General features: G+C 60.9%; 16 protein-coding genes. 4 read left to right on the plus strand and 12 right to left on the minus strand.

Annotation, left to right across the window (positions count from 1 at the left end; all coding sequences use genetic code 11):
- The first annotated feature begins 6 nt into the window (after positions 1 to 6).
- Positions 7 to 1,056: an RHS repeat-associated core domain-containing protein gene (locus tag KI241_RS25055; protein WP_080964283.1), complete on the plus strand. Its 1,050-nt coding sequence runs from the start codon at positions 7 to 9 to the stop codon at positions 1,054 to 1,056.
- Between the two features lie 164 nt (positions 1,057 to 1,220).
- On the opposite strand, the gene fdhA is transcribed toward KI241_RS25055, so the two are convergent.
- The 8 genes from fdhA to KI241_RS25095 form a co-directional block, all read right to left on the minus strand.
- Positions 1,221 to 2,420 (minus strand): formaldehyde dehydrogenase, glutathione-independent, encoded by a 1,200-nt coding sequence (fdhA, locus tag KI241_RS25060; protein WP_047735911.1) that lies wholly within the window; start codon positions 2,418 to 2,420, stop codon positions 1,221 to 1,223.
- Between the two features lie 206 nt (positions 2,421 to 2,626).
- On the minus strand, positions 2,627 to 3,484 hold the full coding sequence (gene purU / locus KI241_RS25065) for a formyltetrahydrofolate deformylase (protein ID WP_212803108.1): 858 nt from the start codon (positions 3,482 to 3,484) through the stop codon (positions 2,627 to 2,629).
- A gap of 206 nt (positions 3,485 to 3,690) precedes the next feature.
- Entirely contained in the window at positions 3,691 to 4,323 is a 633-nt protein-coding gene (gene soxG, locus KI241_RS25070; protein WP_123579702.1) for a sarcosine oxidase subunit gamma family protein, read from the minus strand.
- 190 nt (positions 4,324 to 4,513) lie between these two features.
- On the minus strand, positions 4,514 to 7,531 hold the full coding sequence (locus KI241_RS25075; RefSeq protein WP_047735910.1) for a sarcosine oxidase subunit alpha: 3,018 nt from the start codon (positions 7,529 to 7,531) through the stop codon (positions 4,514 to 4,516).
- Complete coding sequence (locus tag KI241_RS25080) at positions 7,528 to 7,857, minus strand: sarcosine oxidase subunit delta (protein ID WP_042732031.1); 330 nt, start codon at positions 7,855 to 7,857, stop codon at positions 7,528 to 7,530. Before KI241_RS25080 ends, KI241_RS25075 begins: the two co-directional genes overlap by 4 nt.
- An 18-nt stretch (positions 7,858 to 7,875) precedes the next feature.
- Positions 7,876 to 9,126, minus strand: a complete 1,251-nt coding sequence (locus KI241_RS25085) for a sarcosine oxidase subunit beta family protein (protein ID WP_024779446.1) — start codon at positions 9,124 to 9,126, stop codon at positions 7,876 to 7,878.
- A 21-nt stretch (positions 9,127 to 9,147) separates the two neighbouring features.
- Complete coding sequence (glyA, locus tag KI241_RS25090) at positions 9,148 to 10,401, minus strand: serine hydroxymethyltransferase (protein WP_042732030.1); 1,254 nt, start codon at positions 10,399 to 10,401, stop codon at positions 9,148 to 9,150.
- A gap of 300 nt (positions 10,402 to 10,701) precedes the next feature.
- The gene (locus KI241_RS25095; protein WP_212803109.1) at positions 10,702 to 11,418 is read right to left on the minus strand and encodes a TraX family protein; all 717 of its coding nucleotides are present in this window, start codon (positions 11,416 to 11,418) and stop codon (positions 10,702 to 10,704) included.
- Positions 11,419 to 11,614: 196 nt separating this feature from the next.
- Here KI241_RS25095 and KI241_RS25100 point away from each other — a divergent pair, with 196 nt between their 5' ends.
- Positions 11,615 to 12,655: a low specificity L-threonine aldolase gene (locus tag KI241_RS25100; RefSeq protein WP_047735908.1), complete on the plus strand. Its 1,041-nt coding sequence runs from the start codon at positions 11,615 to 11,617 to the stop codon at positions 12,653 to 12,655.
- A 220-nt stretch (positions 12,656 to 12,875) separates the two neighbouring features.
- Here KI241_RS25100 and gbcB read toward each other — a convergent pair whose 3' ends face one another.
- Positions 12,876 to 13,976: a glycine-betaine demethylase subunit GbcB gene (gbcB, locus tag KI241_RS25105; RefSeq protein ID WP_042730734.1), complete on the minus strand. Its 1,101-nt coding sequence runs from the start codon at positions 13,974 to 13,976 to the stop codon at positions 12,876 to 12,878.
- A 281-nt stretch (positions 13,977 to 14,257) separates the two neighbouring features.
- Here gbcB and gbcA point away from each other — a divergent pair, with 281 nt between their 5' ends.
- Positions 14,258 to 15,553: a glycine-betaine demethylase subunit GbcA gene (gene gbcA / locus KI241_RS25110; RefSeq protein ID WP_042730735.1), complete on the plus strand. Its 1,296-nt coding sequence runs from the start codon at positions 14,258 to 14,260 to the stop codon at positions 15,551 to 15,553.
- A 102-nt stretch (positions 15,554 to 15,655) separates the two neighbouring features.
- On the opposite strand, the gene KI241_RS25115 is transcribed toward gbcA, so the two are convergent.
- The 3 genes from KI241_RS25115 to KI241_RS25125 all read right to left on the minus strand — a co-directional run bounded on the left by KI241_RS25115 (position 15,656) and on the right by KI241_RS25125 (position 22,387).
- Complete coding sequence (locus tag KI241_RS25115) at positions 15,656 to 16,900, minus strand: metallophosphoesterase (RefSeq protein WP_123579705.1); 1,245 nt, start codon at positions 16,898 to 16,900, stop codon at positions 15,656 to 15,658.
- A gap of 27 nt (positions 16,901 to 16,927) precedes the next feature.
- Positions 16,928 to 18,796 (minus strand): hypothetical protein, encoded by a 1,869-nt coding sequence (locus KI241_RS25120; protein ID WP_042730740.1) that lies wholly within the window; start codon positions 18,794 to 18,796, stop codon positions 16,928 to 16,930.
- Between the two features lie 138 nt (positions 18,797 to 18,934).
- Positions 18,935 to 22,387: a GMC oxidoreductase gene (locus KI241_RS25125; RefSeq protein ID WP_212803110.1), complete on the minus strand. Its 3,453-nt coding sequence runs from the start codon at positions 22,385 to 22,387 to the stop codon at positions 18,935 to 18,937.
- Positions 22,388 to 23,521: 1,134 nt separating this feature from the next.
- Here KI241_RS25125 and KI241_RS25130 point away from each other — a divergent pair.
- Complete coding sequence (locus KI241_RS25130) at positions 23,522 to 24,895, plus strand: hypothetical protein (protein WP_144419381.1); 1,374 nt, start codon at positions 23,522 to 23,524, stop codon at positions 24,893 to 24,895.
- The last annotated feature ends 127 nt before the right edge of the window (positions 24,896 to 25,022 follow it).

A 25,022-nucleotide genomic window follows, 5' to 3' on the forward strand; every position in this document is an offset into this window, starting at 1 on the left:
ACCATCATGCCGCTCAAGCGTAAAAACCTGCTCTGCCGTTACAGCTACGACCCTTTGGATCGACTGGTCGGCTGTACGCCAACCGCCCTGGTCGTTTCCCAACGGTTCTACCTGAAGGATCGCTTATCTACTGAAATTCAAGGTTCCGCGCGACGTTCGATTTTCCAGCAAGGCGATCTAGTCCTGGCTCAACAACAGCAACAGGATGATGCCGTCAAAACCACGCTGCTCACAACTGATCAACAGCGGTCGGTATTGCACGCGTTCGACACATCGCAGCCTCATATCCTCGCCTATATGCCATATGGTCACCGCGCCTTGAAACAGGGTCTACTCAGCCTGCTCGGATTCAACGGCGAACGGCCGGAGCCGGTGACGGGGCACTATTTACTGGGCAATGGTTATCGTGCGTTCAATCCGGTGCTGATGCGATTTAACAGCCCAGACACGATGAGTCCATTTGGGAAGGGCGGTCTAAATGCGTATGCATACTGTCAAGGCGATCCTATAAATAGAGCAGACCCTAACGGACATACTTTCATAAATTCATTATTAGCCCTAGCGGGACTTAGAACAGCCAGCGACACGGTACGTATTCATGGGATAAAATTAAAAGTACCAGCCAATGTTCCACTGGAAAATTTCATGAAATACCCTACAAAACCATACAAAAATTCCAACATCGAAATTCCGCCAGAGCTTATTAACGGGGAAAATTTTCTGATCCAAAGCAGCAAAACCCTTATCGAACAAGAGAAAAGAATTACTGCCCTAGCGGCAATGATGTCGAAACACAAAAACGTGCGGCCAGAGCTTATAGACCTTTACCAAAACCTGATAACACAGGTAAATAGAGACCGGGCAATGCACCAACAGAACTTAATAACTTTCGATGAAATCCTTAACGCTCCCCATACAGGCCCCAGTCATCTTGAAATCCCTGGCACTCCTACTTTCGAAATCCGTGGAGTATTGGATTCTCCACCCGCCTACGCCTCGCTAGACCCAACAAGACCCCCACTCTATGAAGAGGTAGTTTCAATACGCAGACAATAGACAAAATATTTATTCTCTACCAGAGAATTAACGACACTCTTTCCTCTTCAGTGAGGGCCGTCCATACGTCGCACTACTTTGGCGGTGCCTGCTCTTTTTTTACGATGATTTACAACCCAAATAAAAGGGCGACTAAAGTCGCCCTCCCCTCTAATCCAAGCGCTTCAAGCCGCACTAAACATCTTATGCGGATCAATCACAAACTTCTTCGGCACACCCGCATCGAACTCGCCATACCCCTGCGGCGCATCATCCAGGCTAATCACCTGCACACCGACGATTTCGGCAATGTTGATGCGGTCCCACATGATCGCTTGCATCAACGCGCGGTTGTACTTCATGACCGGGGTCTGGCCGGTGTGGAAGCTGTGGGATTTGGCCCAGCCCAGGCCGAAGCGGATGCTCAGGGCACCGATCTTGGCGGCGGCATCGACGGCGCCCGGGTCTTCGGTCACGTACAGGCCGGGGATACCGATCTTGCCGGCAACGCGGGTCACTTGCATCAGTGAGTTGAGTACGGTGGCCGGGGCTTCGTGCTTGACGCCGTCGTGGCCATGGCCGCGGGCTTCGAAGCCGACGCAGTCAACGGCGCAATCAACCTCTGGCTCGCCCAGCAATGCGGCGATTTGCTCGTGCAGTGGGGTGTCGGTGGACAGGTCGACGATTTCAAAGCCCTGCGCCTTGGCGTGAGCCAGGCGGATGGAGTTGACGTCACCGATGATCACCACGGCCGCACCCAGCAGGCGCGCCGAAGCAGCGGCCGCGAGGCCAACCGGGCCGGCGCCAGCGATGTACACGGTGCTGCCTGGGCCGACGCCGGCAGTGACGGCACCGTGGTAGCCGGTTGGCAGGATGTCGGAGAGGCAGGTCAGGTCACGGATTTTTTCCATGGCCTTGTCGCGGTCCGGCAGTTTCAACAGGTTGAAATCAGCGTACGGCACCAGCACGTATTCGGCCTGGCCGCCGGTCCAGTCGCCCATGTCGACGTAACCGTAGGCACCGCCGGCACGTGCCGGGTTGACGGTCAGGCAGACACCGGTGTGTTGCTCTTTGCAGGAACGGCAGCGGCCGCAGGCCACGTTGAACGGCACCGACACCAGGTCACCGATCTTCAGGTTCTCGACGTCGCTGCCCTTCTCGATCACTTCACCGGTGATCTCGTGCCCCAGGACCAGGCCGGTCTGGGCGGTGGTACGGCCACGCACCATGTGTTGGTCGGAGCCGCAGATGTTGGTGGAGACTACGCGCAGGATGACGCCGTGCTCGATCTTCCTGCCGCGCGGGTCCTGCATTTTGGGATAGTCGATTTTCTGCACTTCGACCTTGCCTTGGCCGAGATACACGACACCACGATTACCGGACATGCTTTCACCTCGCTGTTGTTTTTATGAAACTGCGTTGCCTAGACAGGCAGCGCGTTGATTGCTCGGGTTAGTGCTTGTGTCTTTGTTTCTTTGTTGTCTGTAAGGGCCTCATCGCGAGCAAGCTCGCTCCCACATGTTTTTCGGTGTAACTAATATTTGTATACCGACACAAATCCTGTGGGAGCGGGCTTGCTCGCGATGTCGGCTTAGAGAACGACCGTTCTGTTGGCGTTGAGGAACACCCGCCGTTCAATGTGATACCCCACCGCCCGGGCCAGCGTCAGCCCTTCGATATCCCGCCCCTTGGCGATCAGGTCCTCGGGGTAGTGGCTGTGATCCACCACCTCCACGCCCTGGGAGATGATCGGGCCTTCGTCCAGGTCGTTGTTGATGTAGTGCGCCGTCGCGCCCACCAGTTTCACGCCCTTGTTGTAGGCCTGGTGATACGGCTTGGCGCCCTTGAAGCCCGGCAGCAGGGAGTGATGGATGTTGATCGCCTTGCCATCGAGCTTGCGGCACAGCTCCGGCGACAGCACCTGCATGTAGCGGGCGAGGATCACCAGTTCAGCGCCGGTGTCTTCGATCACCTGCCACACCTGGCGCTCCTGGGCCGGTTTGTCGTTCGGGTCCAGGGGGAAATGGTAGTAGGGGATCTGGTGCCAGTCGGCCAGCGGCTTGAGGTCCGGGTGGTTGGACACCACGGCCACCACGTCCATGGACAACTGGCCGATGCGCTGGCGGTAGAGCAAGTCGTTGAGGCAGTGATCGGCCTTGGAGACCATGATCACCACTTTGGGCCGGTAGTTCGGCGCAGTCAGCTCGAAGACCATGCCAAAGGCTTGGGCACGTTCGGCCAGGCCGGCACGGAAACCCTGTTCGTCGAAGCCCTCGGGCTGGCGGAATTCCACGCGAATGAAGAACCGCGCCGAAAGACGGTCGTCGAAGGAATGGTGCTCGGTGACGTAGCAGCCCTGCTCGAACAGAAAGCGGGTCACCGCGTCCACCGTGCCGAGCACGCTGGGGCAATCGGCAGTCAAGATCCATGTGTCTGGGGCGCGGCTCATTGCGGTGACTCCTGTTTGTTATGGCTAATCCCCGAACACACAACCTGTGGCGAGGGGATTTATCCCCGCTGGGCTGCGAAGCAGCCCCAATAAAGCTAAATACAATCCAACCAGATACACCGCGGCGACTGGTTTAGGGCTGCTGCGCAGCCCAACGGGGATAAATCCCCTCGCCACAAAAATGTTCGGATTTAGACCGTGGTATCTCAGGCCTGAACACTCAAGCCATACTCAGCCGAAGCGTCCTGCAACCACAGCCACCAGTAATCCGAGAAGCTGCGGCGGATCAGCAGCTCCCAGGTGTCTTCGCCGGTGTGGCGGATCACCAGTTGCGACTTGGCGAACACCGTGCCCACGGCCTTGCCCACCGGGAAATTGCTCGGGTGGACGTCGTAGCTGGTGGATTTCATCAGCACGTCGCGCACGTTCGGGCCCGACAGTTCGAGGATCTGCTGGCCGCCGCTGACGTTGACGATCTGGATGTGCAGGTCGCCCAGGGCTTCACGCAGTTTTTGCTCAGCGGCGAACTCTTCACCGGTCGGTACGACCAGCAACCATTCATCCGGGCCCATCCACTGCAAGCTGGTCTCGCCCTTGACGATAACGCTCAACGCGCCCGGCAACTCGATGCCCAGGGCTTTGTGCACACCCGCGGCGAAGGCCGCGTCGTGGCCGTCGCCACGAATCGTCAGGTGGCCGAGCAGTTTTTTCTCGCGCACGGTCACGCCGGCGTTCTTGCGGCCCTTGCCCACCAGGCTGGCGAGGTCGGCATGGTGCAGCGACGACTCGGCTTTGGCCCCGGTGGTCGGGCGTTGTTGGTAAACATTGGCTGCTGTCATATAGCACCTGTCTTGAATTCAGTAGTGCGCTGGGCTCAACCCTTGTAGTGACTGTGCTGCCGTCTTCGCGAGCAAGCCCGCTCCCACATTGGATTGATGCCTGGCCTAAATTTCTTCAACCCCTTCGATCCTGTGGGAGCGGGCTTGCTCGCGAATGCGGCAGCCCTGCCTCCACAGAATCTGACGGTCATCAGATATTCTGCCGATCCCCCTTCGGATCGAAGAACACCGAGGAAACGATCTCGGCCTCGATCACGCTGCCATCGGCCTGCGGCGAGAAGACCCGCTCACCGATACGCTTCAAGCCCCCCTTGACCACACCCATGGCAAACGAATAGCCCAGGGAGTTGTGCGCGTAGCTGGAGGTCACGTGACCGACCATGGTCATCGGGATCGCCTGCTTGGGGTTGAAGACCAATTGCGCGCCTTCCGGCAGCCAGACATTCGGGTCGATCGGCTTGAGGCCCACCAGTTGCTTGCGGTTCTCACGCACGCAATCTTCACGGTTCATGCCGCGCCAGCCGATCCACGAGAACGGTTTGGTACGGCCCACGCACCAACCCATGTTCAGGTCGTCCGGGGTCATCGAGCCGTCGGTATCCTGGCCGACGATGATGAAGCCCTTCTCGGCCCGCAGTACGTGCATGGTTTCTGTGCCGTACGGGGTCAGGTTGTACTTCTTGCCCGCCTCGACAATCTTCTCGAGCACGCCCATGGCGTAGTCGGCCTGCACGTTGACTTCGTACGACAGCTCACCGGTGAACGAGATCCGGAACACCCGGGCCGGCACGCCGCCCACCAGACCTTCCTTCCAGGTCATGAACGGGAAGCCGTCACGGTCCAGGTCGATGTCGGTGACTTCGCTCAGCAGCTTGCGGCTGTTGGGCCCCGACAGGGTCATGGTCGCCCAGTGGTCGGTGACCGAGGTGAAGTACACTTTCAGGTCCGGCCATTCGGTCTGCTGGTAGATCTCCAGCCATTGCAGCACACGGGCCGCACCGCCGGTGGTGGTGGTCATGATGAAATGGTTGTCGGCGACGCAGGCGGTGACCCCGTCGTCGAAGACCATGCCGTCTTCCTTGCACATCAGGCCGTAGCGAGCCTTGCCCACGTCGAGCTTGGTCCAGGCGTTGGTGTAGATGCGGTTGAGGAACTCGCGGGCATCCGGGCCCTGGATGTCGATCTTGCCCAGGGTCGAGGCGTCCAGCAGGCCGACGCTGTCACGCACGGCCTTGCATTCGCGCTTGACCGCAGCGTGCAGGTCTTCGCCGTTCCTTGGGAAATACCAAGGGCGTTTCCATTGGCCGACGTCTTCGAATTCGGCACCGTTCTTCACGTGCCAGGCGTGCAGCGCGGTGAAGCGAACCGGTTCGAAGATGTGCCCGCAATGCCGGCCGGCCACCGCGCCGAAGGTCACCGGCGTGTAGTTCGGACGGAACATCGTGGTGCCCATCTGCGGGATGCTCACGTTCAGCGAACGCGCCGCGATGGCCAGGCCGTTGACGTTGCCCAGCTTGCCTTGGTCGGTGCCGAAGCCCAGGGCGGTGTAGCGCTTGACGTGCTCGACCGACTCGAAGCCTTCGCGGGTGGCGAGTTCGATCGCGGCGGCAGTGACGTCGTTCTGCAGGTCGACGAATTGCTTCGGCGCCCGTGCAGTGGCTTTTTCGTGAGGCACCTGGAACAGCGCCAGGGTCGGCTCTTCGTGGCGGCTCAAGGCTTTGGGCAACACGCCCTCTACCGCCTTGAAGCCGGCTTCGCTGGCCGCACGCACGCCGCCTTCGAAACCATCGGCCAGGGAATCGCCCAGGCCGTAGACGCCATTCACGCCGCCGACGCACACGCGCTTCTGCGGTGCTTCGCCCGGTACGAAACCGAGGATGTCTTCACGCCAGATCGGCTTGCCGCCCAGGTGCGAAGCCAGGTGGACCACCGGGCTGTAGCCGCCGGAACTGGCGACCAGGTCGCAGTCCAGCCATTCGCCTGGGCTGGTGACTTTTTGTGCACGCACGTCGATCGCGGCGACACGGGCACCGGTCACGCGCTTGCTGCCACGGGCCTCGATCACGGCGCTGCCGGTGAGGATGCGGATGCCCTTGGCACGCGCCTCTTCCACCAGCGCACCCCGTGGGTTGCTACGGGCATCGGCGACGGCGACCACTTGCAGGCCGGCGTCGAACCAGTCCAGCGCCACGCGATAGGCGTGGTCGTTGTTGGTGCTCAGTACCAGTTTCTTGCCCGGTGCCACGCCGTAGCGACGTACGTAGGTGGACACCGCACCGGCCAGCATGTTGCCCGGCACGTCGTTGTTGCCGTAGACCAGCGGCCGCTCGCAGGCGCCGGTGGCCAACACCACGCGCTTGGCGCGGACACGGTTGATGCGCTGGCGCACCTGGCCGATCGGCGCACGGTCACCGAGGTGGTCGGTGAGGCGCTCGTGGATGGTCAGGAAGTTATGGTCGTGGTAGCCGTTGACGGTGGCGCGCGGCAACAGCACGACTTCCGGCATCGAACGCAGCTCGGCGATCACCGCCGCCACCCATTCGGTGGCCGGCTTGCCGTCCAGGCTCTCGCGGGAATCGAGCAGGCTACCGCCGAACTCTTCCTGCTCGTCTGCCAGGATCACTCGCGCACCGCTGCGGGCCGCTGCCAGCGCGGCAGCCAGGCCGGCAGGACCGGCACCGACCACCAGCACGTCGCAGTGACGGTTCATGTAGTCGTAGGTGTCCGGATCGTTCTCGGTCGGCGAGCGACCCAAGCCCGCGGCCTTGCGGATGTACTTCTCGTACGTCATCCAGAACGACTGTGGATACATGAAGGTCTTGTAGTAGAAGCCCGGCGGCATCAGCTTGCCGCCGACCTTGCCGAGGATGCCCATCATGTCGTTGTTCACGTTCGGCCAGCCGTTGGTGCTGGTGGCGACCAGGCCCTGGTACAGCGCCTGTTGCGTGGCCCGCACGTTAGGGATCTGGGTGGCTTCGGTGGCACCGATCTGCAACACGGCGTTTGGCTCTTCCGCACCGGCGGCGAAGATGCCGCGCGGACGGGAATACTTGAAGCTGCGGCCAATGATATCGACACCGTTGGCCAGCAATGCGGCGGCCAGGGTGTCGCCTTCGAAGCCTTTGTAGGTCTGGCCGTTGAAGGTGAAGCTCAGCACTTTATTGCGGTCGATCCGTCCGCCGTTGGACAGGCGATTGATCTGGCTCATACCTTCTCTCCCAGAGCCTGTGCGGCCGCTTTCGGACTGTCAGCCTTGTCGGTGAATTGCGGCTTTTGGCCGATCTTGTAGGTTTCCAGGATTTCGTAGCTCACCGTGTCACGGGTCGCGTTGAAGTACTGGCGGCAACCGGCCGCGTGGATCCACAACTCATGGTGCAGGCCGCGCGGGTTGTCGCGGAAGAACATGTAGTCGCCCCACTGCTCGTCGGTGCAGGCATTCGGGTCCAGTGGACGGGGGATGTGCGCCTGGCCGGACGAATGGAATTCCTCTTCGGAGCGCAGTTCGCCGCAGTGAGGACAGAAGATGTGCAACATAGGGATTTCTCCTTCCTGTTAGTGGGCGACGGCAGCAGCGCCGTGTTCGTCGATCAATGCGCCGTTGTGGAAACGGTCGATGGAAAACGGCGCGGCCAGTGGGTGCATCTCACCCTTGGCCAGGCTGGCGGCAAACACGTTGCCCGAGCCCGGGGTGGCCTTGAAGCCGCCGGTGCCCCAACCGCAGTTGAAGAACATGTTCGGCACCGGGGTCTTGGAGATGATCGGGCAGGCGTCCGGCGTGGTGTCGACGATGCCGCCCCACTGGCGGTTCATGCGCACCCGCGAGAGCACCGGGAACATCTCGACGATGGCCTGGATGGTGTGTTCGATCACCGGGTACGAACCGCGCTGGCCGTAGCCGACCCAGCCGTCGATACCGGCACCGATCACCAGGTCGCCCTTGTCGGACTGGCTGATGTAGCCGTGCACGGCGTTGGACATGATCACGCTGTCGATGATCGGCTTGATCGGCTCGGACACCAGCGCTTGCAGCGGATGGGATTCGACCGGCAGGCGGAAACCGGCCAGCTTGGCCATGTGCCCGGAGTTACCGGCGGTCACCACGCCGACGCGCTTGGCGCCGATGAAGCCCTTGTTGGTTTCCACGCCGATGCACACGCCGTTTTCCTTGCGGAAACCGATCACTTCGGTCTGCTGGATCAGGTCCACGCCCAAGGCGTCGGCGGCACGGGCAAAGCCCCAGGCCACGGCATCGTGACGGGCCACGCCGCCGCGACGCTGGACAGTGGCGCCCAGCACCGGGTAACGGGTGTTCTTCGAGCAATCCAGGTACGGGATCTCGTCGGCCACTTGCTTGGCGTTGAGCAGTTCGCCGTCCACGCCGTTGAGGCGGTTGGCGTTGACCCGGCGCTCGGAATCACGGATGTCCTGCAGGGTGTGGCACAGGTTGTACACACCGCGCTGGGAGAACATGACGTTGTAGTTCAGGTCTTGGGACAGGCCTTCCCAGAGCTTCATGGCGTGCTCGTACAGGTGGGCCGATTCGTCCCACAGGTAGTTGGAGCGCACGATGGTGGTGTTGCGCGCGGTGTTACCGCCGCCCAGCCAACCCTTCTCGACCACGGCCACGTTGGTGATGCCGTGTTCCTTGGCCAGGTAGTAGGCGGTCGCCAGGCCATGCCCGCCACCGCCGACGATCACCACGTCGTAGACTTTCTTCGGGGTCGGCGTGCGCCACATCCGCTGCCAGTTTTCGTGATGGCTGAGAGAGTGTTTGAAGAGGCCGAAGCCCGAATAGCGTTGCATAGTCATTACTCCAAAACCGACTCAGCGATAAACCGGGAAGTCCGCGCACAGGGCCGACACTTGCTGGGCGACGTTGGCTTCGACATCGGCGTCGCCGAGGTTGTCGAGGATGTCGCAGATCCAGCCGGCCAGCGTCACGCACTGGGAAACCTTGAAACCGCGAGTGGTCACCGCCGGAGTACCGATGCGCAGGCCCGAGGTCACGAATGGCGACTGCGGGTCGTTCGGCACGGCGTTCTTGTTGACGGTGATGTGGGCGCGGCCCAGGGCGGCATCGGCGTCCTTGCCGGTCAGGCCCTGACGAATCAGGCTGACCAGGAACAGGTGGTTATCGGTGCCGCCGGACACTACATCGTAGCCGCGCTTGATGAACACGCCAGCCATGGCCTGGGCATTCTCGATCACTTGCTGCTGGTAGGCCTTGAAGCCGGGCTCCAGCGCTTCCTTGAAGCACACGGCCTTACCGGCGATCACGTGCATCAGCGGACCGCCCTGGGCGCCGGGGAATACCGCGGCGTTGAGCTTCTTCTCGATCTCTTCGTTGGACTTGGCCAGGATCAGGCCGCCACGTGGACCGCGCAGGGTCTTGTGGGTGGTGGTGGTGACCACGTCGGCATAAGGCAGAGGGTTCGGGTACAGGCCGGCGGCGACCAGGCCCGCCACGTGGGCCATGTCGACGAACAGCAGCGCACCGACCTTGTCGGCGATCTGGCGGAAACGCGGGAAGTCGAGGGTCTTGGAGTAGGCCGAGAAACCGGCAACGATCATTTTCGGCTTGTGCTCAACCGCCAGGCGCTCGACTTCGTCGTAGTCGATCAGGCCGGTGGTGGTGTCGATGCCGTACTGCACCGCGTTATAGAGCTTGCCCGAGGACGACACCTTGGCGCCGTGGGTCAGGTGACCACCGTGGGCCAGGCTCATGCCCAGGATGGTGTCGCCGGCTTGCAGCAGGGCCAGGTACACGGCGCTGTTGGCCGAAGAACCGGAGTGCGGCTGGACGTTGGCGTAGTCGGCACCGAACAGTTGCTTGGCGCGCTCGATGGCCAGGGCTTCGACCTTGTCGACGTGCTCGCAGCCACCGTAGTAGCGCTTGCCTGGATAGCCTTCGGCGTATTTGTTGGTCAGGCCACTGCCCTGGGCCTGCATCACACGCTTGCTGGTGTAGTTTTCCGACGCGATCAGCTCGATGTGATCTTCCTGGCGTTGCTCTTCGGCATTCATCGCCGCCAGCAGTGCATCGTCATAGCCTTGGATTTGGTCTTGCTTGCTGAACATCGCGTCTCTCCCAGCGGCGGCGGTGCGCCTTTTCGTCTCGGTGAGGCACGGACCCTTTGGTCGTGCCCTTTGGAAGCGATGGTATGGCTGGCGCAGACAGGTCAAATGCCTATGGACGCCACACAAAGGCGCGTTTACGACATGGCGTATGACGCGATCACTGTGGCGAGGGGATTTATCCCCGCTGGGGCGCGAAGCGGCCCCCAAGCCTGCGGGTGCGGTGTATCAGAATGACCGGATTGACTGATTCAGGGAGCTGCTTCGCAGCTCAACGGGGATAAATCCCCTCGCCACAGGCCTTCATCTCATTGCTTGGGTAATGACCTGCCGAACCACGAGCAGAACCAGAAAATGCGCTGGATAAAGTGCATAAGCCCAACGCCGCATCGCCGGCGGATGAATACGACCAGCCTGTCGCAACAGCAACAGCCCAAGCACTGGCGCCAGCAGGCAAGCCACCAACCCCCACAGCGCCACGGCATTGCCCAGCCACGCCGCGCCGTAAAGCGCCCGCCACTGATTGGCCGCCACGCACACCACCCCCGGCAACACGGCGAAGTACCAGGGCCGGCGAATCACCAGCAGCAACGCCAGTGGCAGCAACACGCCGAAGAAGCCGAACATCAGTTGCGCAGAGAACCACGCCGACAACAACAGCGCCCCCACCGCCAGGCCGCGCGCCTCCAGGGTCGGCGTCTGCCAACTGCGCGCCACCAGCAAGCCCAGGGTCAGGGTCGGCAGCACATTGAGCGTCGCCCCCTCAGGAAAGAACAGCCGATAAGGCACTTCACTCACCGCGCCGAACAACAGCAACCAGCCCAGGTAACGCCACGGCAGGGCGCTGGCGCCGATGCGCGCCAGGTTTGCCGCCATCGCCAGACAGAACCAGGGAAATGCCAGGCGCCCCGGTACGTACAGCCAATCGGCGGAGAAACCGACATATCGCAGATGATCGAGCACCATCGTCAACAGAGCCAGCCACTTGAGCAGATCCAGCGCCCCGTCACGTCGGCTCATGGGCAAGGCGACGCAATGACATTGTGATTTCCTGACAGAAACATCCGGTGTGTTCCCCCGCTAATCTTGGGTAAAGTGCGCACCAACATCGAACACGGCGTCGTGGACCCAAGCGCGCCGACCCCGGAACGCCCCCACCCGGGACGTCCACTCAGGGAACTCTTTATCCAGGACTCTCTACCTCAGGAGCAAGGCCATGACCGACAAGAGTCAACAGTTTGCCAGCGACAACTATTCCGGTATTTGCCCCGAAGCCTGGGCCGCCATGGAAGAAGCCAACCAGGGCCACCAACGCGCCTACGGCGACGATGAGTGGACCCACCGGGCCGCCGATGATTTCCGCGCCTTGTTTGAAACCGACTGCGAAGTGTTCTTCGCGTTCAACGGCACCGCGGCCAACTCCCTGGCACTGTCCTCGCTATGCCAGAGTTACCACAGCGTGATCTGCTCGGAAACTGCCCACGTCGAAACCGACGAGTGCGGGGCGCCGGAGTTCTTCTCCAACGGTTCCAAACTGCTGGTGGCCCGCACCGAAAACGGCAAACTGACCCCCGACTCGATCCGCGAGATCGCCCTCAAGCGCCAGGACATCCATTATCCCAAACCGCGCGTCGTGACCCTGACCCAGGCCACGGAAGTCGGCAGCGTCTATACCCCGGAAGAAATCCGCGCCATCAGCATCACCTGCAAGGAATTGGGGCTGAACCTGCACATGGACGGCGCGCGCTTTTCCAACGCCTGCGCTTTCCTCGGCTGCTCCCCGGCCGACCTGACCTGGAAAGCCGGCGTGGACGTGCTGTGCTTCGGCGGGACGAAAAACGGCATGGCGGTGGGCGAGGCGATCCTGTTCTTCAATCACGACCTGGCCGAAGACTTCGACTACCGCTGCAAGCAGGCGGGGCAACTGGCCTCGAAGATGCGCTTTCTCTCCGCGCCCTGGGTCGGCCTGCTGCAGGACGACGCCTGGCTCAAGCACGCCCGCCACGCCAACCACTGCGCCCAGCTCCTGGCGCAACTGGTGAGTGACATTCCTGGCGTGGAACTGATGTTCCCGGTCCAGGCCAATGGCGTGTTCCTGCAACTCTCGGAAGCCGCCATCACCACCCTCACCGCCCGCGGCTGGCGGTTCTACACGTTCATCGGCAAGGGCGGCGCCCGCTTCATGTGCTCGTGGGACACCGAAGAGGCGCGGGTAAGGGAACTGGCGGCGGACATCCGGGAAGTGATGGCGGGCTAAGTAAAGATTCACCCAAGGCCGGGCCGGACCACTGTTTGGCCCGGGGACATGGTTACCCTGTGGCGAGGGGATTTATCCCCGATGGGCTGCGAAGCAGCCCTAAAACCTGTGGACGCGGTGTATCCGGTTAACCGAGTTGGCTGTTTGGGGGCTGCTTCGCAGCCCAGCGGGGATAAATCCCCTCGCCACAAGGAACCACGTTCTGCCTGAGAGATGCGGATCAGAACTCGATCCGCACGTCCCCCTTCGGCACGCTGCAGCACGACAGGATGTAGCCTTCGGCTTCGTCGTCCTCGGTGATGCCGCCGTTGTGGTCCATCTCCACTTCCCCACCCAGCTTCAACACCTTGCAGGTTCCGCAGATGCCCATGCCACAGGCCTTGGGAATCATCATGCCGAGCTTGGCGGCGGCGGCATGGACGGTTTCGCCCGGTGCCACGCGAATGCTCTTGCCCGAGGAGGTGAACTCCACCAGGTGCAGGTCCGCGGCATCGACTTCGGGCGCTTCGGCGGCCTGCTCGGCTTGCTCCACGGCGTCGGCCCGGGCTTCCGGCGGCGTGGCGCCGAAGGATTCCTCGTGATAACGCTTCATGTCGAAGCCGGCACTCTCCAGCAAGCGCTTGACCGCGTTCATGTACGGCGTCGGGCCGCAGCAGAAGACCTCGCGCTCCATGAAGTCCGGCGCCATCAGCTCCAGCATCTTGTGGTTCAGGTAGCCGCGATAACCGGCCCAAGGCTCGCCCAGGCCATGCTTCTCACAAATCAGGTGCAGGCTGAAGTTGTCGATCCGCGACGCCATGTGCTCCAGCTCGCGGTGGTAGATGATGTCCTTGGGCGAACGGGCACTGTGGATGAACACCATGTCGACGTTGGCATTGGTGTCGTAGTACCAGCGCGCCATGGACATCACCGGGGTAATGCCGACGCCGCCGCTGAGGTAGAGGACTTTCGGGGCGGAGAAGTCGATGGCATTGAACAGCCCCACCGGCCCGTGCACCGCCAGCTCCTGGCCCTCATGCAGGGTGTCATGCAGCCAGTTCGAGACCTTGCCGCCCGGCACGCGCTTGATGGTCACCGAGAAACTGTAGGGCACCGACGGCGAACTGGAGATGGTGTAGGAGCGCATGACCGGCTGGCCTTCGATCTCCAGCTCCAGGGTGACGAACTGCCCCGGCTTGAAAAAGAACATGATCGGCTGGTCGGCCATGAAACAGAACGTACGCACATCCCAGGTTTCCTGGATGACTTTGACGCACCGCACGATATGTCGGCCATTGGCCCAGGTCTGGGTGGTGACCGGGTTCAGGAAATTATTGGACATGCTCATCTCCACGGCCGACTGCCGGCCTTCATGTTGGCGATTGTGCGCAGGCCCCGGCACCGCCGTTTACCTATTCGCGACATTGACATACTTATCGCGACCAGCCCCCAACCACCGGGGCTTGCGCGTCGGGAACAGATTGGGCCATGTCGCCCATGGATAAGGTTCGCCCCCTGCGCGGCCCCACACTCGCCCCAACAGACAAACAACGTTTTCTGCCTTGCGTAGCACAACCGATTAGTCATTTCGCCGGCCACACAGATGGCCATGAGGATACAACGATGGACGTGACCACAACCCTGAGCCTGGGCGATCCGCTGGAACCCGCACGCAAGGCCACCGCACAGATGCTGCAGGAGCGCGAGCGCACGTTCTCGTTGCCCCAGCCGTTCTACAGCGACGAGCGCCTGTTCGACATCGACATGCAGGAGATCTTCCAGAAGGAATGGTTGATCGCCGGCATGACCTGCGAGATCCCGACCAAGGGCAACTACCTGACCCTGCAGGTCGGCAAGAACCCGATCATCGTGATTCGCGGCGCCGACGGCGTGGTGCATGCCTTCCACAACGTCTGCCGCCACCGCGGTTCACGCCTGTGCACCAGCGACAAAGGCAAGGTGGCCAAGCTGGTCTGCCATTATCACCAGTGGACCTACGAGCTGGACGGTCGCCTGCTGTTCGCCGGCACCGAGATGGGCGCCGACTTCGACATGAAGCAGTACGGCCTCAAGCCAGTGAACGTGAAGACCGCCGGCGGCTACATCTTCATCAGCCTGGCGGAGAATCCACCGGCCATCGATGACTTCCTGTCGACGCTCAGCCACTACATGGAACCGTACGACATGGAAAACACCAAGGTGGCGGTGCAAACCACCTTGATGGAAAAGGCCAACTGGAAGCTGGTGCTGGAAAACAACCGCGAGTGCTACCACTGCGGCGGTTCGCACCCGGAACTGCTCAAGACCCTGCTGGAATGGGACGATGTCACCGACCCGCGGGCCGACCAGGCGTTCAAGGACCACGTGGCCGCGTCCGCCGCCGCATGGGAAGCCGAGAAGATCCCTTACGCCCACGCCAGCTTTGGCCTGCGCAATCGTATCGTGCGCATGCCGCTGCTCAAGGGCACCGTGTCGATGACCCTGGACGGCAAGCAAGGCTGCGCCAAGCTGATGGGTCGCATCAAGAACCCGGACCTGGGCTCGATGCGCATCCTGCACCTGCCGCATTCGTGGAACCACTGCATGGGCGACCACATCATCGTGTTCACCGTGTGGCCGATCAGCGCCCAGGAAACCATGGTCACCACCAAGTGGCTGGTGCACAAGGACGCCGTCGAAGGCGTGGACTATGACGTGGCGCGCATGCGCGAAGTCTGGGACGCCACCAACGACCAGGACCGTCGCCTGGCCGAGGAAAACCAGCGCGGCATCAACTCCACCGCCTACCAGCCTGGCCCGTACTCCAAGACCTATGAGTTCGGCGTGGTGAACTTCGTCGACTGGTACAGCGAGCGCATGCTCAACAACCTGGGAGCCGAGCCGGCGCCGTACCTCAAGGGTGTGCCGGTCCAGGGCTAAGTCAGAAGCATCGCGAGCAAGCTCGCTCCCACAGGGGTTCTGTGTCGTTCACAAACCTGTGGGAGCGAGCTTGCTCGCGATAGCGGCCTGACATTCACCTGATTACTTCGAAGACCAGCGCACCGACCCATCCTCCCCATAGAACGTCTCGACAATCGCCTCCCCGCTCAACTGCACCTTCACATACCCGTTCAACACCCGCTCCGGATACGCCTCATCCCCCGCCAGTTGCGTCTCCGACCACAGCACCCGGGCATGCCCGTTCAACTCGCTGGTGGTGCCATAGGGAATCGCCCCATGCCCGGCGCATCGCGCATGCAAGCCGCCCTGGGTGGCGTAGCAAATGCCGTTGTGCAAATGCCCCCAATACCAATAATCCGGCTCACGGCCCAAGGCGTCGCACACCGGCTGGTACAGCGCGGTCTTGTGGTGCCCGGAAATATCAAAGCCCTGGTGGTGACTGAGCACCATCAACTTCTTGCGTTTGGGCAGGCCCTTCATCCAGTCGATCTGCTGGGTGTTGAGGGTGCCGTCCATGTACAGGTTCATGGCGTCCGAGGCGTAGGCGCTGTCGAGGCCGACCACCAGCCAATCGTCGTTGTACAAGGCGAAATAACTGGTGCCCTGCTGCACCGGGAAACGCTTGGCCAGCTCCTTGAAGTAACCGTGGGCGCCGCTGTACATCTCATGGTTGGAGTTGAGGGTGAACGAACCGTGCTTGCCCTGGGGCCAGCCGACCATGTCGACGTCTTCCTGGGAATGGGTGCCGGCGTAGTACACATCCCCCAGGTGGATGGTGAAATCGGCCTGGGCCAGTTGCATCTGGTTGGCGACCGCGACCGCCGGCGCGTGGCTGTCGAACGGCCCGGTGCCCCAGTCTCCGGCGATCGCCAACACCACGTCGCGGTCCATCTTCACCAGCGCCGGGGTGGTGGCGAACGTCGCGTGATGGCGCAGGTTCTCGATCCACTTGAGCAGCGCCTCGCTCCATAACAGGTCCAGCAGTTCCCATTTGCGACAGCCCAGCAAGGTGCCGTCCTTGAGTACCCGGGTCGGCAATTCGTCCTCGCTCTGCGGCAAGGGCTCGGCGTTGCCGAGCTTCAGGATCGACAGGCCGTGGGACAGCTCCCACGGCACGGCCGGTTCGTCATCCGGCAGGTCGCCGTGCTCGATCACGTGTCGCGCCTGGTCGTGGCCGCGTTGCAACAGCTTGACGATGGCTTGGAACTCCTCGGGCTCCAGGTCGTTGACCAGTTTTTTCCAGGACATTTCCAGCCGCGTGACCAACCCATGCAGGCGGACCTTGACCTTGTCGAACTCATGTTCCCAATGATGCAGTAATGACATGTGGACGCTCCTTCGCAATGCCCTGGGCTACAGGGTCTTCATGAACTCGATCAGGGCCCGCTTATCGACGTCCGACAACTGCGTGCCGTACAGGTGGCCGCCGTTGTGGTTGCCTTCCAGGCGGGTGTCGTACTTGAAGTCCGCCGACGCTTTCATCTGCGCGCCGCTGGTGACGAAGCCGACCTTCTGCGGGTCGTAGATGTCGGAGCCGGTGTAGAACACCTGCGGGCGCTGCTCCGGCGGCAGCAGCAGGTCCCACAAGGTCGGCACCGAGCCGTTGTGCAGGTACGGCGCGCGCAGCCAGATGCCGTCGGTCGGTGTGTTGCTGTAGCTCTGGGTCTTGCGGTAGGCGTTGAAGTCGAACGGTGGTTTCTTGAACCCGTGGAACGCCGTCACCAGGCCCGTGGTGAAGGAGTTCAGACGATGGGGATCGGTGCCCAGTTGGTCGATGTTGGTGGTGACCTGGCCCGTGTCAGTGCGGCCGAAATCATGACAACCGGCGCAGTTCTTCTCCCAGATCGGCTGGCCCTGGGCGACTTTCGCCGAGTCCAGGGCGAACGGCCAGGCCGGCGCCTTGTGGCCCAGCAGCCAGTTGGTCACGCGGTTGAAACTGGGCGGCAGCACCGATTCAGGCGTCGCCCCCACCGCCATCGCCGCGGCGTAGTTGCGCTCATGGATCTTGTTGTTATTGCCGTCCCAATGCAGGTACATCGACTCGCGGGGTTTCTGGTTCCAGACCTGGGGCAGGTCCACGGTGCCGATGGTGGAATCATCCGGGAAGCCGAACACCACCATCTTGGTCGGGTTGAAGGTGTCGGTGCGCCCCGGCCCCTGGGCGGGACGCAGTTTCTGCCAGGCATAGGCCTGTTTCTGCTTGAGCAGCGCGCTCTTGGCCATCGGGATGATCAGGTAGCGGTTGTACAGCTTCTCGAAGAAGCCCAACTGGAACTTGCCGTTGATCGCGGCCATGACCGCATCCGGGGTGAATTTCGGGTCGCTGGCGCAATCGTAGGCGAACCACTGGAAGGCTTGCAGTTGCAGGGTATTGGCCGGCGCGGCGGCGACCGGCACCGCGACGTCAGAGGCACTGGCCCGGTAGGAGCCGGTGTGGCACAGGGCGCAGTTGGGTTCCACGGTGGGGTAGCCCAGTTGTCGCTTGGCCATGCCGATGGGCAGGTCGTTGCCGTTCTCGTACAGGAAACCGAACACTTCGTAGCCGCCAGGCTTGGGCAGTTTTTCCGGGCACATCTGCGGCAGCACGGCGAACAGGTAGTACGGGATCCGCGCCTCGATGCCCAGGCCGATGGCGGCGTACTTGTAGTGATCCTCGTCGGAGGCGAAGTCCGGCTGCGGCACCTCGCGGATCATCTGGTACCAGGTCTGGTAACCGATGAACCCCAGCACCAGCACCACCACCAACGCACCGGTCTTGAAGCCGGGCCTGTGCCAGCGTCGCGCCCAGCCTTCGCGCCACGCCCGCCAACCGTCACAGAGCAACGCCAACGGACGATTGGCCACCGGGCTGCCCAGGTACAGCAGCCCGCCCAGGATCAGGAACATGCTCAGGTCGCCCATCAGCATCGGTACGAACAGTGGCCCCTGGGCGTTGGTGTTGATCAGGTAGATCCAGAACACCACTGCCACCAGGCGCGAGAGTACGCACAACCAGGAATTCACCACGAAGCGCGGCGCGGCGAACCCCGACGGCATGTAGAACAGGCTGATACCCACCAGCAACATGCCGGCGTTCTCCAGCCAGGGATCGGACAACACGGGCGGCAGGCCAAGCATGGACGTCAGCAACGCCGGCGCAAACAGCGCCGGGATGGCGAAGCACATGTTCATGACGATCCCGACCCAGATGATGCGTTGGAACCAGCGGATGTAAGTGTTCATGGGCATCCTTTTTCCTTGAGCGTAATCACTAAATGCAGCGCTCTTCAGTGCGCTTTCGCGAGCAAGCCCGCTCCCACAGGAGATCGCGTACCCCTGTGGGAGCGGGCTTGCTCGCGAAGAAGTCGACTCGATCCGACGTCAACCCAACGCAGTCTTCTCCAGGTGTTCGAGGATGATTGGATACACATCCACCACCGCATCCTTGCCGAACATGCAGTCGATATGCCCGTAGCCCGGCACCTCGTGGCGGCTGAACAGTTGCGGGCCGTGCAGGTCGCACAGGCGCTGGTAGGTCTTGAGGGTGCTTTGCGGCAGGTAGCACTGGTTGTCGGCGCCGCTGATGAAGCAGATCGGCAACTTCAGCCGATCGAAATGCGGCATGTAGACGTCATTACCCTTGAAGTCCACCAGGTGGCCCTTGCGAACGATCAGCGCCAGGTGCTCGAAGGTGTGCATGTTCGACTCACCGAACAGTTCATGCAGGTTGTCGTGCAGGGTCTCGTTGAGGGTGTCGTGGCGATACAGCGATGCGTACATGAAGGTGATGCGGTGGCAGACCGGATTGGTGCAATAGCCTTGGGCCTCGATCCGCGCATAGCCGTTGAGGGCCTTGTCGTAGAGTTTGTTGAACCAGTTCTCCTTGTTGTCGGCATAGGCCGTCAGGGACTTGATGCCGATGGCGTCGAGCATGCCCGGCAAGTGCAGGCCGGCCTTCAGCCCGGTGGCCGTGGCGACCACCGTGTCGGCGGCGATCTGCGAGCAGACCACCGAGCGCACCCCTTGCAGGCCCGCCAGCAGCGACATGAAGAACGTCGTCGCACCGTAGCAATGCACCACGCACTGCACGTCACGGGCCAGGGTCGCCTGCTGGATCTGCTCGATGGCCGCTTTGAAATCGTACTGGGCCACCTGGTCGCCGTTCCATTCGCGCTTGCTGGCCGGCAGCAGGATGCTTACCCGCAGGTCCAGTAGCCAGACGTCATATTCGTGCTTGCACAGGTACTCCAGCAGGTTGGTGTGGATGGTGTCGGTGGAAAAGATGTTCGACCCCACGCCCAGGCCGTGTGCCAGCATGACCGGGCCCTTCGTGCCGGCCTGATAACGGGTCAGGCGCAGCTCGACATTGTCCTCGGTCTGGAAGAAATGCACGGTCGGCGCCGGTGCATCCAGCGGCCGCTTGATACGCGGCGGCGCGTCCGGATTGAAGTAGACATCGCCGGCAAATACCCCACCGTAGCTCTCCCACAGGATCCCGGCGAAGAACTTGCCGAACCGCGCCAAGGCCTCGACACGCTCACGTTCATTGCGGGCGTTGAGCACTTTCATGGTGGTCATCTGCTTGGCGAAATCGGTCGGCAGGATGTGCATCACCCCCGAGCCAAGCACCGCGCCGGTCTTGTCCGGTCCACGATACAAGGTGACGTACAGCGTGCTGGTGTCGTGCCAGATGTTCAGCACGCCATTGTCCTCGGGCACGGTCTTGAACGCGCTGAAGTAGTAATCGGTGCCGTCCTCGGCGGTCAGCTTCATGTCGTAGTTCATGTGCCGCACGCCAACCTGTTGCTGATACACCTCGAACAGGTTGAACACCCCATTGCTGGCGACCAGCGGCTTGGGCGAGAGCATCGGCGCATCCAGCGTGCCCACCAGCGTCGCGGCGTGTTCAGGCTCCTTGATCAGGCGATTGAGGTCGTCGGCGGTAATGGTCAGGGTGAATTCGATGGGCGAGTTATCGGCCTTGCCGCGCTTGGCCGCCGCTTCGTAGAGCGTCAGGTCGGTGCCCTGGGCCTGGGCGAAGGCGGTGGAAAAGTAGCCCTTCATGGTCTCGGTGAATTGCACACCCAGGGTCGGCGCCGCCACCGGTTTGCTCGGGGCCGACGGCAGCGTGTAGTCGATGGTCCACCCCCGATCCGCTGCCAGCAGGCCCATGTTGCGCTCGCTCACCGCCGAAATGGTCAGCAGCGGATTGACCGCCAGGGAGGTCGGGATCACCGCGCCGTCGGCCACGTACAACCCGGGGTAGACATCCGTGCCGCTGGCGCCGCTGAACACCTGGCCCTTGTGGTTGACCACGCCTTGCGTCGCGTCTTCGCCCATCACGCAACCGCCCAGGGGATGGACCGACACGATGCTGTGCCTGAGCAACTTGGTCCAGATCGGGTTCTCGACCCAGATCCCGCCCAGGGCCTTGGTGCTCTGGTGCAGGCGCTCGTTGCCGAGGGTGACGTTCTCCTGCTCGCCGACACCGGGCCAGTCGATGCGCAACTGGTCCTGGCGGTCGAGCACCATGCGCCCCTTGCCGTTGTCATGGCTCATGATCAGGTACGTCTGCATGTTATGCAGCGCGCCGTAGTAAGGCCCGCGCAGGAAGCTCTCGGCCTCGCGCCCCTTGTACTTGAGGCTGGCACCGAAACCGGTGTCGGTGGGCACACCGATCATGCCGGCGAATGCCGCCATGCTCGGCACCATGGCCCGGCCGAGCGCACCGGGGATCGAGCCCTCTTCGATGACCATGCGGCTGCGCCAGTCGCCTTCGGTGCGCATGTCGATGATTGACGTGATGCATGGCCCCACCGGCTCCAGCTCCTTGGCCGAATGAGCGCCGAAGCCGATGCCGTTGATGGTCTGGTCGCAGTTGTGACCGAACCCGAGGATGTCGCCGTTGCCGCTCATGTTCTCGCCCAGCTGACTGGACATCGACAGGCCCTTGTCCCGCGAGCGCAGCATGATTTCAGTCGAGCCCAAGGTCCCGGCGGACACCACCACGATGTCGGCACGCACAAACAGAGTCGGCGCCGAGAACAACTCACGACCACTGTCCAGGTATTGGAAGTGCACGATCCAGCCATCGCCGTCGCGCTCCAGGTGCCGCACCTCCGTCTGGCAGAAAATCTCTGCGCCGTGGTTCCAGGCATCCGGCAGGTAGTTCATCAGGGTGGTGTTCTTGGCCTTGTTGTTACAGCCGGAGACGCAATCGCCGCAGCCGTTGCACGGCAATTGCTCGACCCCGACGTGGTTGAGGTTGTTGGCCAGCTTGTCGAACGTGACGTTGATCGGCGGCTTGTAGAAATGCGCCCCCTGCTTGAGGTAGTCGGCCGACTGCTTGTGGGCGTCGAGCTTGGGCAGGTTCGGCGACGAGTCCGGGTAGGCGTTGGGCTTAAGCATCTCCCGGGCCCGCGCATAACCGTCCTTGAGCAACGTGTCGCGGTGTTCACGCACCGCTTGCGGCCAGCGCAGGTCTTCGAACACCCCGGGCTCGGGCTCCAGCGAAACGTTGGCATTGATCAGCGAAGTGCCGCCCAGGCCGCAGCCCACCACCACGTTCTGCTGGGCGTTGACGTGCAAGTCGAACAGGCCGGTGCGCGAGCCGATGTGGCCGTCCGGGTCGTGCACCTGCAACTCCTCGGTGGCGGCGAGCAGGGTGTTGGGGTACTCGCCGGGCTGTATCTCCCGGCCCCGCTCCAGCAAACATACCTTGCGCCCGGCCCGGGACAGGCGCGAGGCCGCAATGCCACCGCCGTAGCCCGAACCGATGACCACGACGTCGTAGTGCTCCTGGATTTGGCTGATGGGGGTCGAGATCCGTGTCATGTTCAAGTCCTCTCAGGCAGATGGGGCAACTCTGCGGTTGCCTGTAAATCGAAGGCGTGCGAACGCCTGGCCACCGACCCGTAGGGGTTCGAGCGGCAGTCAGCGGTGTGGCGGGGAATCAGTCGGACAACGGCGCGCTATAGCCGCGCGCGCTGATTGGCGGCGCGACGACGGGTCCGTCTGGGTAATGCGCCAAGAAGCGGCGCAACGCACACCGTGGGGGAAAACCGATGCATGCAGGGGAGCGGGCTATCCATCATGCGTTCTCCCTGAACCTGATCTGGATAAAGAAGCGGTGTCCTTGTGCCATGAGTGAAGACAGGTGACCGACCTGCGTCAAGGCAGCCACTTAGAACTGTATGAAATTTGATCTATCGCGATTTGGACTATAGCCGCCGGGCCCTGCGGCCATTCGCAAACAAGTTATCCACATGACCACCCACAGCAAATGGGGACAAGTGAGGATCATCTGGGATCGTCTTGGGATAAAAACACGGGAAAATCGCCTGTTATGCACAGCAAACGCGCCCGTGCATTATCGGTTATTTTTTGATCAAACGTTTGAAAGCCTTGTATTCACTAGCCTGTAGCGGTAAGCAAACACCTTATCCACAGAAGCGCCAACAGTGTTCGGGGATAAATTGACGTTTCTGTGGAAAACCACGGAGACAGCGGTTAACCACGGGTTTTTCCGGTATTTTTCCAATGGCCCAACGGAATTGATCATTTAATGATCAACTGCATGAAAGGCACGATCTGCCTGGCTTGCAGACGATAGCGAACATCTTATCCACAGAAGCACCAACAGAGATTGGGGGCAATTGTGGACACTCATATGCCCAGAGGTAACGGGAAAAGCCAATAAAAACCGTGAGTTAGACTGATCGTTTTTTGATCGAAGGCTGGAAGGGCTTGATTGGCGTGGGGTGTAGCGATGGGCGAACAGGTTATCCACAAGTGGACGCACAGGGATTGTGAGTAAATCACAACGCCATTGACGCAGCCGAGGTGATTGGGAGTACTTCTCAACTAAATACTTTGTCATCGATTAGCTTGAAAGCACTTTGACAAATCAATTGCCGGACCGATAGATGATGTGACCGCGTGTCGACTACCGTCTATAGGGATATAGCAGTGTTCATAAAAAGCCGTCTATTCATCATCGCCCTGACACTGGCCTTGCTTCAACAAATAAGCCTCGCACTCTCAACCTACTTCATTGCCCAAGCGGGTGAGGCGCTAACGCTGCAAACCTACGCATCGATCAAGATGTACATTGTTTATTTCTTTGCCTTCGCGCTACTGGCTTACTTGATCAGTTCAGCAGGTGAATTAGTACGTGTACGGTTACAGAACCAGACATGGAAACATTACACCCTTCAGACATTTTCATTGCTCAGGAAAGACATAAGGCTTTCCTCCAGCAAAAACAGCAAGCTTACGACAAATTGGTTGACCGGCGAAGCCGCAGGCACCATAGAACACGCCGCCGCTTTTTACATTGGAATGGCCTCGACCTACTTCAACATCATTTTCACGCTTATCGTTTTCTACCTGACGCTTGGTCACTTGATATCCAGTGTGCTTCTCGCCTCATTGATGGTCTCAGCCATATTCGTCATGCTCATGAAAACCAAAATAGATGAATATGCAACCCGTCTCCAAAAAACAAAACTTCAAGCATTACTTGAAATCGAGCCGCTCTGGCACAATAGCCACTTCGCGAGCTCGCCTATGTTCAACAACAGAAAACTTCGATACTCGGATCAATCAGAGCATTATTTTAGAACCACCGAAAAATATGTGTTGCTTGAGCAGATGATCGCTTGCCTACCCATCTGCGTAGCGGTGCTCATCATGATAGTCGCCTTGTACCTTCCTGCCGAAGTAACGGCTGTGCCGCTGGGCACCCTGGTTGCTGTATTGCCACGAACACTGCAGTTATTCGGAAGCGTCCATGCACTGAGTATGTATGGCAGTCAGTTCGTCATCGTCAGGCGCAAAGTCAAAAACCTCGTCACATTCACTCAGACGCTTGAGCAACAGAATTTCAACGAGCAGATAAGTGCTCAGAAAATAACCATCAGGGAAATCACCACCCAGCAAAGGTATGCGTTAGCCGAGTTTCAGCAGGCGCTGGTGTGTCAAGCGCTAAAACCAGGACGCTATCTCGTGCAAGGCGACAACGGCTCAGGAAAGTCCTCAGTTCTAAAATGGATCAAGTCCCTTTCTGAAGACGCCGTGCTGATATCTCCCGACATCAGTTTTTCGGAACCCGACGAAAACCTATCGACAGGGCAGCGCCAAATGAAGCAACTATCAGGCTTATTACAGCAGCCCGTTGAGATTTTCCTGCTGGATGAATGGGATGCGAATCTGGACACATTAAACAGGCATATATTAAACGCGCAAATTGACAATATCTCGGCTGAGAAGGTTGTCATTGAAGTGAGACATTCAAATACTGAACACCCTGCAGCGTTTCCGTTGCCCACGACGGAAACCTGATACAAGCGCGCGAAAGCCTGGGGATAAAACCACACAGCACCGTGAGAGCGAACCGGCAAGCGAAAGCGGTATCCCGCGACAACCCTGTCGCCTGACACACAGCCCTCGCGAGCAGGCTCGCACCCAC

Source organism: Pseudomonas sp. Cab53, assembly GCF_018325965.1.
Classification (GTDB): Bacteria; Pseudomonadota; Gammaproteobacteria; order Pseudomonadales; family Pseudomonadaceae; genus Aquipseudomonas; species Aquipseudomonas chlororaphis_E.